This window comes from Qipengyuania rhodophyticola (genome assembly GCF_042493225.1).
Taxonomy (GTDB): domain Bacteria; phylum Pseudomonadota; class Alphaproteobacteria; order Sphingomonadales; family Sphingomonadaceae; genus Erythrobacter.
In genome coordinates, this window is the sequence record NZ_CP170454.1 from 2,435,718 (window position 1) to 2,449,115 (window position 13,398).

Genomic DNA, 13,398 nt, shown 5'->3' on the forward strand with positions numbered 1-13,398 from the left:
TTTCATAAGTGATGTGCCTGGGTGAGGCGCACACGCAGGGAGAGATGCGATAGCGATAGCGACGCCGCAAATGCATTCCGTCCCGGTCCGGGCCCATAGCGGCGTGGGCGGCGCGTTGGACAAAACCGGTTTCGCATGGGCTGTCTTCGAATGGGCGCGGAATCCGTATTACATCCTCATCGTAATCTACATCTTCGCGCCCTATTTCGCGCGCGACATCATCGGGGCAGATCTGCTGGCTAGCGGTGAATTGGACGATCTTGCTCCGGACGAAGCGTTGAAAACCGCCAACGCACAAGGTCAAGCGACTATCGCCTCAGTAACGAAATGGGCTGGCCTGATTGCGGCCCTAACTGCGCCATTCTTGGGCGCGGCGCTGGATCGCGGCGGCCGCTTGAAGCCATTGTTAGCGGTGTTTCTAGGCACGATCACAATCTGTTCTGCGCTGCTCTGGTTCGCCCAGCCCGGCGGAGCGGGTCTGCCAATTTGGGCGATTATGTCGCTGCTGATCATTGCTTACGTTAGCTATACCTATTCCGAAGTGACGCATAACGCGATGCTTGCGGTATCAGGTGAGCCAAAACGGCTCTCGATGATTTCCGGGCTTGGCCTGGGGCTTGGCAATTTGGCAGCAGTGCTGATCTTTATGTCGCTTGCCGTGCTCTTCATTTTACCCGGGGCAATCCAATGGCCCTTCCGAGAACCCCAGTTCGGCCTTGACCTTTCAACCTTCGATCATGCCCGAATTGCCGGACCGATATGCGCGGTGTGGCTTCTTGCTTTCTCAATTCCCTTTTTCCTTAACGCAAAGGATCCAGGCGTTCCCGGTACGAGTTGGCGCACGGCGATAATCAGCGGATCCCAAGCCGTCCTCAAGACGCTCCGCGAAGTGACGAAATACCGCGAACTCGCCAAGTTCCTGATCGCTCGCATGCTCTACGCGGATGGCATGGCCGCACTGCTTGCGCTAAGCGCCGTTTATGTCTCACTTTTCCTCGGTTGGGGCTTCCTCGAGATGCTCTGCTACGCCATATTTGGTTCTATATTTGCTTTTCTCGGCGGACTTTTCGGTGGCTGGATGGATGGCAAGATAGGGGTAAAAAACGCGTTAGTGATCGAAATTGTCGGAATGGTGCTGGCTTTCTCCGCGCAGCTGTCCCTCACGCAAGCCACATTATTTTTCGGGATGATCGACAATTATCAGGTGTGGGATGGCCTGGTGTTTAAGTCCCTATCCGACCTCGCCTATCTCGGTTTGGTCAGTGTCGTAGCAGTCACCGCAACAGCGAGTATTTCATCGAGTCGAGCGATGCTGGTGACATTGTCCCCTCCAGGGCGTAGCGGCGAGTTCTTCGGACTATATGCCATCGCCGGAACGATTACGGTTTGGATGGGACCGCTACTGGTCCAGCTGTTCACTACCGCGTTTAACGATCAACGCATCGGCATGGCATCAATCTGTTTGCTATTTGCCAGCGGCCTTGCCGTGCTGTTGTTGGTGAAAGTACCTCGCACAGCTTAGCGTGACCTTCAGGATTCTCCGCGAGAAACCCCGCACACACCTTCGGTCGGCAGACGCTCCGCCTCTGCCAAAGCCGCTGCTGCCTCGCGCGGACGGTCTGTTGCGATAACGTCTACCCCGCCCCCAGATATCTCGACATAGCGCTCATCTGTGCCGAACCGGTCAATCACATTGTCGATAGAATTGGGGGAACGACCGAGCGTCCCGAAGATAACTTCAACATCCTGAGCATCGAGAGCGCGGTAGAGGTCTGGTTTTGGCAACCGAGTGCCTGTGAATGCAACAATCCGGTCCGCCGGAATGCCAGCTTGTTCAACTTCGGCAAGGTCGCCGACACTGGCAATCGAGTAGGACAGGAGCATTTCAGGCGCGAGTTCATGGAGGCGCTGGGCCTGCTCAAGTGTGTAAGCGATCAGGATGACTTGGTCTGCCATGTCTTGCGCACGGATCAGATTGATCACGTCCGCAAAGTCTGCCGTGCGCTTAAAATCAATCTGCAGGACCGTGCGATCCTTCGCCCATTCCAACGCCGCAAGCAGTGTCGGCACACTATAGGTCGTCTGCCACCCGGCCTCATCGACCAGCTTTAACTGCTCGACATAAGCCCAATCCCTATCACTTACGCGGCCCGTTCCGGTCGTTGTCCGGTCAAGGGTCCGGTCATGCATAAGATAGAGTACACCGTCAGTGCTTTGGGCGACATCAATCTCCATAATCGCAGGGATAGCGGTGAGCACTGCGTCCATCGTCTCGATACCGTTCTCCGGCAGCCCCGGCGTCGGCCCGCCTCGATGCGCCGAGATGAGCGCCTTCTCCTCGGCTTCAAAGCAATCGAGAAAAGCTGACAAATCGCCAGCAGGCTCAAGCCGCCATTGGCCGGGATCTTGCCCGTCATCCTGCGCTCCGGCGCCTGAGGCGAGTGAGCAAGCGGCAAGCGCGGCAAGAAATGGCTTTGTGGTCATCTAGTTGTGCTCCGTGGGATCATGCGTCGTTAGGATCTGTATATGGCGCTCATAAGACATCGCCGCCTTTCCTCAAACGGGGCTGGGCAGCCAGTTCTTCAGGATAGTATTCACCTCATCCGGTGCATCCTGCTGGACCCAATGCGAAACGCCTGCCAGACGCTCAAGCGTGAGGCTTGGGACCCATTCTTCGGTCCCAACTGTGCAATTGATGTTTAGCGCAACATCTTCTTCGCCCCATACCATCAGGGTCGGTGTCTCGATGCGGAAGTCGCCGAGATTAACTGTGTCGCGGTGGCGCATCGCCGCGCGATAGTAATTGACCATCGCAGCGGGCGCACCGGGCCGGTTAGCTGCAGCCGCATAGACCGCTTGCACATCTGGCCCGAACCGCTCCGGATTAGAGCTGGTTTTTGCAAACAAACTGCCGATCACACGCCCCTCATTCGAACCGAGCCTCCACTCGGGCAGCCACGGCAGTTGGAAGAAGAACACATACCAGCTCTTCTTGCGCTGTTCCCAAGTCTTGAGCTCGCGCCGAAGCACTTCGGGGTGCGGGACATTCATGATAACGAGCCGTTCCAGCGGGCGAAGCTTGAGGATCGCGAATTGCCACGCGATGATCGCGCCCCAATCATGAGCGATGAGGGTCACCTTTTTCGCGCCGCTCGCATCAATCAGCGCGGCAAGATCGTGCGTCAGATGGTCAAGTGCATAATTCCGAACACCCTCGGGCCGCGACGTTCCGCCGTATCCGCGCAAATTGGGTGCCCAGACACGGTATCCCATCTCAGCCAGCAAAGGTATTTGATGCCGCCAGCTATAATGCAGCTCAGGAAAGCCATGCAGGCATAGCGCGAGATGATCGCCTTCGCCGCACTGGGCAACCTCAAACGTCAGCCCATTGGCCTCGACCCAATCAATCGAAATGCCCGTTTCTGGCGCGGGCTCCCAGCTTGCTTTCCTATCCATGATCGAAACCATAGCAGCATGCCCGTCGCTATGCTAAATAGGTTTTTGAGAGAAACTGAGGAGAGAAAAATGGCGACCTTCGATCTGGTCATTCGCGGTGGCACAATTGTTGATGGGACGGGCGAGGAACGCTTTGCCGGTGATGTGGCGATTAAGGATGGCCTGATTGCGCAGATCGGCACCGTCACCGGCGACGGTGCGCAAGAGATCGACGCGACCGGCAAGATTGTCACTCCCGGTTTTGTCGACATTCACACGCATTACGATGGTCAGGCGACTTGGGATCAGGAAATGGCGCCTAGCAGCTGGCACGGCGTGACAACCGTTGTGATGGGAAATTGCGGGGTTGGCTTTGCGCCTGCCCGCAAAGATCAACATGATTGGTTGATTGGCCTGATGGAGGGGGTGGAAGATATTCCCGGCACTGCTCTGGCTGAAGGGATCACATGGGATTGGGAGACTTTCCCTGAATATCTCGACGCTCTCGAAAAGCTCCCGCGCACCGTCGATGTGGGAACTCATGTGCCGCATGGCGCGGTGCGCGCCTATGTGCTCGGCGACCGCGAAGGTCCCGGCGCTGTGCCGACAGATGAAGACGTCGCCGCCATGGCAGACATTGTTGAGGATGGCGTGAGGGCGGGAGCGCTCGGCTTCTCCACCTCGCGCACCGTACTGCACAAAGACGTTGAGGGCGTGCTAGTGCCCGGTACCACCGCCACAGCCGAAGAGCTTGTCGAGCTTGGCCGCGCTATGGGCCGCGCCGGCCACGGTGTGTTCGAAATGGCCAGCGACCTGCAGCGGGACTGGAACGAGTTCGAATGGATGGGCAATCTCAGCCGCGAGACCGGCCTGCCCGTCACCTTCGCCGCGCTGCAATCCATCGCCAAGGAATTGCCGCTCGACGAGCAAATTGAAACGATGCGCGCCGAGAATGACAATGGCGCCAACATTATCGCGCAAATCGCCCTGCGCGGAAACGGCATCATTATGGCGTGGCAGGGGACGGTGCATCCCTTCGTTTATCGCCCAAGCTGGCAGGCGATTGCAGAGCTTCCATGGGCAGAACAAAAGGCCAAGCTACTCGATCCGGCTTTCAAGGCTCAGCTACTTTCCGAGGCAAATGATTATTCCGATGCGCCGCCAGACATCCTGCCAGTGGTTGCGGTGATCACCCAAGGCTGGGCGATGCAATATGAGATGGACCCGGATTTCGACTATGAACCAACCGATGAGGAATCGGTTCAGACGCGCGCGAGTTCAGCTGGTGTCGACGGCCAAGAATACGCATATGACATGCTCTGCCGCGAGGACGCGACCGGCTTTATCTACCTGCCGATCCTAAACTATGCGGACAAAAATTTGGACTTCCTCCACCCGCTTCAACACAGCGATGATACGGTCAATTCACTGTCTGATGGCGGTGCGCATTGCGGCACGATTTGTGACGCCGCTTCGCCCACATTTATGCTCCAGCATTGGGTGCGCGACCGCAAGCGCGGGGGCCGCATCACGCTCGAGAACGCGATCAAACGGCAATGCAATGACACTGCGCGGTTATATGGGCTGGAGGATCGCGGTGTGCTTTCCCCTGGCTATCTCGCCGACGTCAACGTGATCGACATGGACGCGCTTAAGCTAGGTAAACCATGGCTGGCATTTGATCTGCCCGCTGGCGGTCGACGTCTGCTGCAAAAGGCCGATGGCTACGTCTGCACGATCAAGAACGGTCAGGTCACCTTCCGTGACGGCACATGGACAGGCGAAGCGCCGGGCGGCCTAATTCGCGGGCCGCAGCGTGCTGAGTTGGCTGAGGCGGCGGAATAGCGCCGCCTCTAGCGCAACCAGTCTAAGGCTCAATCACGATGCCCTTAGCGGGATCAACACTGCCGCCGATCATTTCCAGATAGGTCGTACGTGCTGCTTCCAAGCCTTGGTGCCGTTCTATTGCCACAGTGCCCGCGACAGTCTCAAGGAAGCTGTGCCAAGCGGTCGCCGCGAGTTTTGCTGCGCCTTCCGCGCCAACTTCCCTAAACATCGCAACCATGTGATCGGGTGCGAAAAACAAGGTCGGCTTGGGTCCCGGCAGCCCCCGATCGTCATTCATTCCGCCGCTGCCTCGCTCCTCGATATGGGTGGCGCCGACGAGGCACGAATATTTGAGCATATCGCCGTAATGTTCGTGGACTTTGGCCAGAAGCCCAGCATTTCCAGCAAAATCGACGACCACGCTATCACGGATGCTCAGCAGACCAACTTCTTCATAGGAATGGACCGCGTCATAGAGGCCGGTCTCTTTGACAAAATCGACATTGCCCGATGAGGTGAGGCCTATGCGCTTCACGCCCGGCGAATTTTGCTGCGCAACACTCGCAAGGCCCATAGCGGTTTTGGAGGATGCGCTGGTCAGGATCACCTGTTCCGCACCGAACCAGTCCTCGCCGCGCATAAAATACTCGATCAGGAAACCGGTTTTAAACAGCGGCCCAAAGATCATCCGCTCGGCTTCTCTGGCAGGGTCATGCTCCGGATCGGCAGCAAGGCGGGTGTATTGATTATAAACTGGGCTCATCGGCTGGCGATGCTCGGCTGTATCAACAAAACTACCCTCCGATACCTTGCCGGGGATCACGTCGAGATGGCTGGCCATTGGCAAATAGCCATAGACCCGCTCACCGACCGAAATATCAGCGCATTTGCTCTCAGTCACCTTGGCATGACCCCACATCGGCACAATGCCCTTGCCCTCTGCTGCGGGGAAGAAGTTCCAATAGCCAAAACCATCGCCCACGACTGCATAGGTGATGTTGTTGGCTGTGACCGAAAAGCTCTCGATTGCGAGCCGCGCCGCGCCATTGGCCAATTCACCATTGTCGACCTCGACAAGCGCAGCCTGATCAAGCGCATCCTTGGTGACGTGTACCTGCTGAATCATCGTAAATCTCTCCTTTGCTGCCAAGCCTAGCTCAGCCGCGCTCAATTTCCCACCTTGTTGCGGTGATGCTGGGCCGTGCATCGCACACGGCCATCCACGCCGACAGCGCGTCGCATTGGGCGATACCTTGCGCCCCCTCAGGAGTGCCGCGAACGCCGAGCAGTGTTACGTATAGAAAGATGTCTGCGAGCGTAAAACCTGCTCGGGTCCAAGCACCATCTTTAGCCAGCTCTAGCTCAAGAAATTCGAGCGATCTGGCGATATTGGGCAATGCCCGGCCGATCCGCTCCTTATCGAGAGGTGCGCCAGCATGGCGGTGCATGATGTAAGGCATAACAAGACCATGCTCGAACAGTGGGAAGAGGTAGTTGTCATTGGTCGCAATCCAACGATCCATAGCGTAGCGCTTTGACGGATCGGCCGGTTGCAAAGAGACGCCATTGTGCCGCGTGTCGATATAGCGCGCAATCGGTGCTGTTTCGGTCAGCTCGAGCTCGTCTATCTCAACAACCGGAACTTTGCCGAAGGGGTGCCGGTTTTGCGGAGCTTGCGCAGCAGTAGGGATCACTTCATGCGTTAGGTCCGCCTCTTCGCAGACGATCTCGAGGATCCGCACATAAGTCGAAATAATCGGCCCGAAAATGCGGACCTGCGCCATCTCGTTAGACACGCATCGGCATGAGCACGTAAAGTGCTGGGCTATCCTCGCTCTTGCGGATCAGCGTTGGTGCACCAGCATCGGCCAGATGCAGCTCGACCATGTCGGCGTCGATCTGGCTCAGGATATCCTTGAGATAACCAGCATTAAAGCCAATTTCGAGGCCATCCGAACTGTACTCCGCCGCGAGTTCTTCCGACGCATTGCCATTGTCAGGGCTGGTCACGGTGAGCGTAACCTTATCTTTATCAAGGCCCATCTTGACCGCGCGTGTCTTCTCAGTCGCGATGGTCGCAACACGATCAACACCTTGGAAAAAGCTCTTCGGATCAACTTTCAAGAGCTTGTCATTACCCGTTGGAATAACGCGTGAATAATCTGGGAAAGTACCGTCGATCAGCTTGCTGGTCAGGACAACGCCGCCCTCCCCGCCAAGCGTGAAGCGAACCTTGCTGGCTGACAGATCAATTTGGACATTACCGTCGAGCGATTCTTCAAGTAGTTTGCGCAGCTCGGCTACCGCTTTGCGCGGCACGATCACGTCGGGCATGCCCTCGGCGCCGTCAGGACGATCAAGTGTGAAGCGCGCAAGGCGGTGCCCGTCAGTCGCCGCAGCCTTAAGCACTGGCTTGTCATCTTCAGAGACGTGGAGGAAAATACCGTTTAGATAATACCGGGTTTCCTCGGTCGAGATCGCAAAGCGCGTGCGATCAATCATCTCAGCGAGCGTCTTAGCTGGTAGCTCAAAGCTGGTGGGAAGATCACCCTCAACAATCACGGGGAAGTCATCACGCGGGAGGGTAGGCAGCTTAAACCGGCTCCGGCCCGCCTTAATGTCCATCCGGTTTTCCGCCGTCTCAAGGCTCACCTGGCTACCCTCGGGCAGCTTACGGGCAATATCGAACAGCAAATGCGCCGAAACGGTAATTGCGCCGGGATCATCAACGCCCGCCGCAGCCATGTTTTCAACCACTTGCAAGTCGAGATCGGTTGCGGTGACTTTCAGAGCCCCATCCCCACCGGCTTCGATCAGCACGTTCGAGAGGATCGGAATGGTGTTCCGCCGCTCAACTACTGATTGAACGTGGGAAAGGCAGCGCAGCAATGTAGCGCGTTCAATGGTGGCCTTCATGGGTGCCTCTTTCGTCCCTAATGGCTTTCAACAGACGCTGCGCAGGTGCTCAATGGAATCGCCCCCAGTGCAGCTAATTCGATGAGAACCTTAGCGCGCGGTGCAGAGCGGGCAAAGGTTCAGCCCATGGGGAACCCGATTCCTTGGGGATAAAGCGCCTTAGAAGGCCGAAATACGGCCCCACAGCCTCTTAATGCGGCTTTGTGAGGCCATCAGTTCATCATCGCCATCCCGCCGTTTACATGCAACGTCTGGCCCGTGACATAACCAGCCTCGCGGCTCGCAAGATACGCTACCGCGCTACCGATGTCGTCGCCCTCGCCCATCCGCCCCATGGGAATGCGAGCATTCAGCGCATCTTTCTGCGCATCTGGCAGCTCGTCAGTCATGGCCGTGCGGATAAAGCCCGGCGCAACACAATTCACGGTAATTCCGCGACTTGCGAGCTCCTGCGCAAGGCTTTTCGACATCCCGGTAAGGCCGGCCTTAGCCGCCGCATAGTTCATTTGGCCCGGATTACCGGTGGCACCGACAACACTGGTGATATTGATCATCCGCCCAAACCGGGCCTTCATCATCGGACGGGCGCTGGCCCGCATCAGCCGCATCGCCGCCTCGAGATTAATGGAAATGACCTGATCCCACTCTTCATCCTTCATCCGCATCGCGAGGTTGTCGCGCGTGACGCCCGCATTATTGACCAGAATATCGATCTGCCCAAGCGTATCAATGGTCGCGGGCACCAGTTCTTCGACTTGCTTGGTATCGGACAAATTGCACGTGATCTCGACGTGATCGTGACCAAATTCGTTGTTCAGCTCCTCACGGAATGCACGTAATTTGTCGCCATTGGAGCCCGATAAAGCCAGCCGCGCGCCCTGAGCCGCGAGGCTACGAGCAATTGAGGAACCAATGCCCCCGCTGGCACCAGTTACCAGAGCGGTCATTCCTTCGAGGCTGAACATGCGTATCTCCTATGCAAATCTGTCGCGCTCTCCTTGAGCAGACAGAAGCGATAGGTCAATTCACACTGCTATTCTTGCGGGGCAAAATCCACCCGCCGCATTTCAGTGATCGCGCCGTCATCGACCGTTCCCTCGATCAATTCGTAACCCATGAGAGCTAGAATGCGGTTACCCAGAAAGATTGGCCGGGCATTGCCATACCAATCCACGCAGGACGCCTGGCACCCATCGGGCCGCGCTGTGTCATACGATGCGTTGACCATACCCATTTGCGAGAGTTTCTGGTTCTTTCGCCCGACAAAGGTCATCGCAGAAGCGGACCCAAGAAACTCATAGCGCTCATCGTCGAGCTCCAGTTGAACCGGTAGAGCCATCATCCCGTCGCCGGGTGATCCAGATCGATCGGGACGGAAGAAGAACGCATGGCTGCGGTTTTCGCCCTCTCGCGCAGCGCCCATCATTTCAGTCGAACCAAGGCGCGATGCGCCTGTCCCTTGCGCCAATAGTACAGAGGAAAACCCAAGCTCGCCCTCGCCATTTGGACCAATCGCGATCGCATCAGGTCCGATCGCATCCAGCCGTGTTACGCCGTGCGGAAGGGAGATGCGTTCAACCCAGCGCGCATCAAGCGGCGCAACATAGACAGCATTAGACTTACTCTCATCACGCCAGTCCCCAGCCGCATAAAGCAAGTGACGCCCGACAAAGCGGTTCTGGAACCGGTAACCTTCCGGCGAGGCCAATTGTTGATAGCGGCCCATCGGAGCGGCGCGCGAGCCATCGGCAAAACTATCCATCGGCAGCCGAAGCAGCGCCGTATTTCCGCCAGAGAATTCCCCGCCCCACATAGCGCCGCCCAATCCTTGACCGCGAACGACAACAAACAAATTGTCAGTCTCGGCGTCTTGTTTGAAAGAGAATTGATCGACTGGATAACCGCTCACCGAGACGGCTTGCACGTTATCGAGGTCGAGCGGAATGCGATAGAGCAGATCCCTCGCCTCCGTTTCCCCGCCGACCCCAGCTCCAGAGGTCCAAACATAGACCGCGTCCCCAGTGATATAGAAATTACGCGACCAACTGCCGACGACTGCCGTGCTTTCGCAATCAAAATCCTCCGAACGCATATCGCAGGCAGTTACCGAGTGGAGTATGTTGGTTTGCCAGCTCGGGTTTTCGCGTAGATGATCGGGAATATGCAGCTGCGTCGCTGTGACAGTCTTGCGCGGTTCACCGACTGTGGCTGGATCCAAGCGTTTGCGCACTGATGGGAGCGAGGTGCGCCAATCGCCCCAATTCATTGGGATCGGTGCATACATCACAAGCTGCCCATCTATCAGGCGCGAGGCGTAATTGCGCGATGAATAATAGTCAGCCGAAGTCAGATAGTGTGTGTCCTGGTAGCTCAAACTGCCATCAGAAGCGAGCTTGAACCGGCTGATTTCCGTGCCAGAATTACCGTAGGAATAGCCGATCGTGATGATCGTATTACCGTCAACCAGCATCTCGTCATACCATGTGTCACCGGGGTTATCGTCTCCCGGCGCAAAAGCGTTAATCTGGTCGGTAGGAGAAAGCGCGTTATCGCCGTGCCGAATGGTGAAGATGCGGCCGCGCCGCAAAACGACTAGAAAATCCTTAGTCGCTTTAACCAGACCGCCTTCATCGACCCCGGCCTCTTGATTGTTGGTAATGTCCGTCGCGCCGTCTTCAAGGGGCACTGCCGACTCGAGCCGCGCGCCGGTGACGGTGATCGTGTTTTCCATCTCGCGACGCTGAGCGCGTTGTGATTTTGCTACTTCTTCTGCAAACGCCTCAATCGCCTCCACAGATTCGAACTTCGGTACAGACGTGCTCAGGCTCTTACTGGAAGATTGCGCCTCGACTGCTGTGCAGCCTGCAACCACCAACGATCCCGCCAAAATCAAACCGGCACGCATAAACCATCTCCCCATAGACTCTGCCAAGACTTACGCTGAACCGAGCTTAACGGGCGATGGACGCATCGTGCAGCACACTACCATTCAAGGTAGTAGATCATGGCAGGTTCAGCCTTTGCGCCAGTCTTCTCGTACAGGCCTCTCGCCGGAACGTTATCGGGTTCAGTGCCTAGCCAGATCTCCTCGATCCCTGCTTCGTCGGCCCGAGCAAACACGGCGTCCATCAGAGATTGCGCGACGCCGCGACGTCTGTGTTCATCTCCGGTACCAATTTCATCAAGATAGAGCTCGGTTTCTTTGTCAGGATGATGATGAACCACGCACATGCACTGGCCAATCACCAGACCATCTTCAACCGCCAGAGCCATCCAATTGAAAGGGTTGTCTAGGTAGCGCTCTAGGCGCTTAGGCTTGATCGCTTCATCAAAGACGCCGGGCGCAACCTTATCGAGCACATCCTTGTTGCTCTGGTCGATCCATAGAATGCTCCAGCTGCGATCGTTCAATGGCTACAACCCTTTGGCGAACTCTTCGATATCGCTCATGGTGATAAGGCTGGCGACCTGCGCTTCCTTGTCAATCCGGCCCACCATCGGCCCGAGCACCTTACCGCCAAATTCAGTAAACTGCTGGGTGCCGCCTTCGCGCATCGCGAGCACACTTTCGCGCCAGCGCACGCGGCCCGTTACTTGCTCGACCAATAAGGCTTGCTCGGTAGCCGGATCGCTCACCTTGCTTGCGGTAACATTGGCATAAAGCGGTACGGCAACGCCTTGCGGCGGGGTTTGCGTCAGGGCCTCTGCCATGCGGTCAGCCGCGGGTTGCATAAGCGAGCAGTGGAAAGGCGCGGATACAGGCAGTTTGATACCGCGCTTGATGCCGTGCTCTTTCGCGAGACCAATCGCGCGCTCAATCGCACCTGCATGGCCTGAGATCACGACCTGCGTTGGATCATTGTCATTGGCGATATCACACACCTCTCCATCTGCCGCCGCCGCAACGAGGGCCGACGCCTTTTCGATATCAGCGCCAAGAAGAGCCGCCATTGCGCCCTCACCCACTGGTACTGCAGCTTGCATGGCCTGCCCGCGCAGTTTCAGCAGCCGCGCGGTGTCGGAGAGAGTGAATGCGCCGATCGCGCAAAGGGCAGTATATTCGCCAAGGGAATGCCCCGCGACGCAGCCAGCCGTATCGGGCAGTGAAACGCCAAAATCCTTCTCGAGCACTCGTAAAGTAGCAATCGCATTCGCCATAATCGCAGGCTGAGCATTCTCGGTTAGAGTCAACTGATCTTCGGAGCCATCCCGCATGATATCCGAGAGTTTCTGAGACAATGCCTCGTCAACTTCCTCGAAAACCTCACGGGCCGCGCTACTGGCTTCGGCTAGCTCCACGCCCATGCCGACCTTTTGGCTTCCTTGCCCGGGGAAAATGAATGCGTTCACTGAATAATGCTCCTGTTTCAGCCACTAATCTGAGAGGCTTGTGAAAGGTACAATATGATTGTCTGCCGTGTGACCGATTTGCGCGCGGCCCAAATAGGGGATTCCCCGCCGCGTGCACCAGTCCTCCACGATTTCTTCTGCACTTGCGCCGAATGGTCGGTCATTCTCTGGTATGGCTGTCACTTCGCCCAAGCGAATGCCCGCGCAGTGATGCAGATCGTGCGTGACTGCAAACATCATGCGGTCAAGCGCATAAAGGTACTCGGCTACCTCCTCGATAATAATCACATGCTGATAAAAATCGGGGCAGTGGGTGTGGCCAAGCAATGCCACGAGCGTGGTGAGGTTAAATGCCAGTGTCGGGCGATCGTCGAGCGATTGCTCAAGACCGGACTTATCGCCGGTGAACCACCGGAGGCTACGCCGCACAGCCGCCTCGCCACCGTCCCGGCCAATATCGACTGGCATTGGGCCGTGAACAGCCTTTCCAATCCCTAACCGATGAAATGGCCCAAGCAAGAAACCGCAGTCCGAATAACCTAGATAGGTTTTCTCATGGGCGGGCGGCTTAGCGCCCTCCAGAAAGGCGTCGATAATCCGGTTCGAGCCATATCCGCCTTTTGCAAACCATACGGCGTCAAAGCTGGGATCGTTCGCGCATTCGAGCAGCGCCGCCGCCCGGACCGCATCTGAGCCCGCAAAATGGCCGTCTTGTTCATAGCATTGGGGATGGAACACCAGCTCGAGGCTTGGAAACTCGGCAGACGCCAAGGCGGTCACCTGTTCCGCATACTCGCGGCTGAGAGGTGTGGCTGGAGCGCAGATTGCAATACGTTGCATTAAACTGCCCTAGCGCGCTTGTCATCCGCC

At 57.0% G+C, this 13,398-nt stretch carries 12 protein-coding genes; 2 read left to right on the forward strand and 10 right to left on the reverse strand.

Annotated elements, in window-relative coordinates:
- Window positions 1-70: 70 nt before the first annotated feature.
- Window positions 71-1,522, forward strand: coding sequence for an MFS transporter (locus ACFCXQ_RS11635; RefSeq protein WP_379550757.1), 1,452 nt, complete (start codon window positions 71-73; stop codon window positions 1,520-1,522).
- 8 nt (window positions 1,523-1,530) lie between these two features.
- Here ACFCXQ_RS11635 and ACFCXQ_RS11640 read toward each other — a convergent pair whose 3' ends face one another.
- Together ACFCXQ_RS11640 and ACFCXQ_RS11645 are read right to left on the reverse strand one after the other, a co-directional pair.
- A complete protein-coding gene (locus ACFCXQ_RS11640; RefSeq protein ID WP_379550759.1) occupies window positions 1,531-2,484 on the reverse strand; it encodes a glycerophosphodiester phosphodiesterase family protein in 954 nt (317 codons plus the stop codon).
- Between the two features lie 72 nt (window positions 2,485-2,556).
- Window positions 2,557-3,456, reverse strand: a complete 900-nt coding sequence (locus ACFCXQ_RS11645) for an alpha/beta fold hydrolase (protein WP_379550761.1) — start codon at window positions 3,454-3,456, stop codon at window positions 2,557-2,559.
- A gap of 69 nt (window positions 3,457-3,525) precedes the next feature.
- Here ACFCXQ_RS11645 and ACFCXQ_RS11650 point away from each other — a divergent pair, with 69 nt between their 5' ends.
- A complete protein-coding gene (locus ACFCXQ_RS11650) occupies window positions 3,526-5,280 on the forward strand; it encodes an N-acyl-D-amino-acid deacylase family protein (RefSeq protein WP_379550762.1) in 1,755 nt (584 codons plus the stop codon).
- A gap of 22 nt (window positions 5,281-5,302) precedes the next feature.
- Here the strand turns inward: ACFCXQ_RS11650 and ACFCXQ_RS11655 are convergent, their stop codons facing one another.
- From ACFCXQ_RS11655 to ACFCXQ_RS11690, 8 genes are all read right to left on the reverse strand, one after another.
- Complete coding sequence (locus ACFCXQ_RS11655; protein ID WP_379550763.1) at window positions 5,303-6,388, reverse strand: DUF2855 family protein; 1,086 nt, start codon at window positions 6,386-6,388, stop codon at window positions 5,303-5,305.
- 31 nt (window positions 6,389-6,419) lie between these two features.
- Entirely contained in the window at window positions 6,420-7,058 is a 639-nt protein-coding gene (locus ACFCXQ_RS11660; protein ID WP_379550764.1) for a glutathione S-transferase family protein, read from the reverse strand.
- Window positions 7,051-8,178: a DNA polymerase III subunit beta gene (gene dnaN, locus ACFCXQ_RS11665; protein WP_379550765.1), complete on the reverse strand. Its 1,128-nt coding sequence runs from the start codon at window positions 8,176-8,178 to the stop codon at window positions 7,051-7,053. The genes ACFCXQ_RS11660 and dnaN overlap by 8 nt, the downstream gene beginning before the upstream one ends.
- A 212-nt stretch (window positions 8,179-8,390) precedes the next feature.
- Window positions 8,391-9,143 carry a 3-oxoacyl-[acyl-carrier-protein] reductase gene (gene fabG / locus ACFCXQ_RS11670; protein ID WP_379550766.1) on the reverse strand — a complete coding sequence of 251 codons (753 nt, stop codon included), beginning with the start codon at window positions 9,141-9,143 and terminating at the stop codon, window positions 8,391-8,393.
- Window positions 9,144-9,211: 68 nt separating this feature from the next.
- Window positions 9,212-11,083, reverse strand: a complete 1,872-nt coding sequence (locus ACFCXQ_RS11675) for a beta-propeller domain-containing protein (RefSeq protein WP_379550767.1) — start codon at window positions 11,081-11,083, stop codon at window positions 9,212-9,214.
- A 77-nt stretch (window positions 11,084-11,160) separates the two neighbouring features.
- Window positions 11,161-11,589, reverse strand: coding sequence for a GNAT family N-acetyltransferase (locus ACFCXQ_RS11680; protein WP_379550768.1), 429 nt, complete (start codon window positions 11,587-11,589; stop codon window positions 11,161-11,163).
- A 3-nt stretch (window positions 11,590-11,592) separates the two neighbouring features.
- The gene (fabD, locus tag ACFCXQ_RS11685; RefSeq protein ID WP_379550769.1) at window positions 11,593-12,528 is read right to left on the reverse strand and encodes an ACP S-malonyltransferase; all 936 of its coding nucleotides are present in this window, start codon (window positions 12,526-12,528) and stop codon (window positions 11,593-11,595) included.
- A 24-nt stretch (window positions 12,529-12,552) separates the two neighbouring features.
- Window positions 12,553-13,368, reverse strand: a complete 816-nt coding sequence (locus ACFCXQ_RS11690) for an LD-carboxypeptidase (RefSeq protein ID WP_379550770.1) — start codon at window positions 13,366-13,368, stop codon at window positions 12,553-12,555.
- Window positions 13,369-13,398 lie beyond the last annotated feature (30 nt).

What these genes read in the sequence shown, in the direction of transcription:
- ACFCXQ_RS11635 (WP_379550757.1), top strand. Translation starts at nt 71, where the DNA reads ATGCATTCCGTCCCGGTCCGGGCCCATAGCGGCGTGGGCGGCGCGTTG.
- ACFCXQ_RS11640 (WP_379550759.1), bottom strand. Translation starts at nt 2,484, where the DNA reads ATGACCACAAAGCCATTTCTTGCCGCGCTTGCCGCTTGCTCACTCGCC.
- ACFCXQ_RS11645 (WP_379550761.1), bottom strand. Translation starts at nt 3,456, where the DNA reads ATGGATAGGAAAGCAAGCTGGGAGCCCGCGCCAGAAACGGGCATTTCG.
- ACFCXQ_RS11650 (WP_379550762.1), top strand. Translation starts at nt 3,526, where the DNA reads ATGGCGACCTTCGATCTGGTCATTCGCGGTGGCACAATTGTTGATGGG.
- ACFCXQ_RS11655 (WP_379550763.1), bottom strand. Translation starts at nt 6,388, where the DNA reads ATGATTCAGCAGGTACACGTCACCAAGGATGCGCTTGATCAGGCTGCG.
- dnaN (WP_379550765.1), bottom strand. Translation starts at nt 8,178, where the DNA reads ATGAAGGCCACCATTGAACGCGCTACATTGCTGCGCTGCCTTTCCCAC.
- fabG (WP_379550766.1), bottom strand. Translation starts at nt 9,143, where the DNA reads ATGTTCAGCCTCGAAGGAATGACCGCTCTGGTAACTGGTGCCAGCGGG.
- ACFCXQ_RS11675 (WP_379550767.1), bottom strand. Translation starts at nt 11,083, where the DNA reads ATGCGTGCCGGTTTGATTTTGGCGGGATCGTTGGTGGTTGCAGGCTGC.
- ACFCXQ_RS11690 (WP_379550770.1), bottom strand. Translation starts at nt 13,368, where the DNA reads ATGCAACGTATTGCAATCTGCGCTCCAGCCACACCTCTCAGCCGCGAG.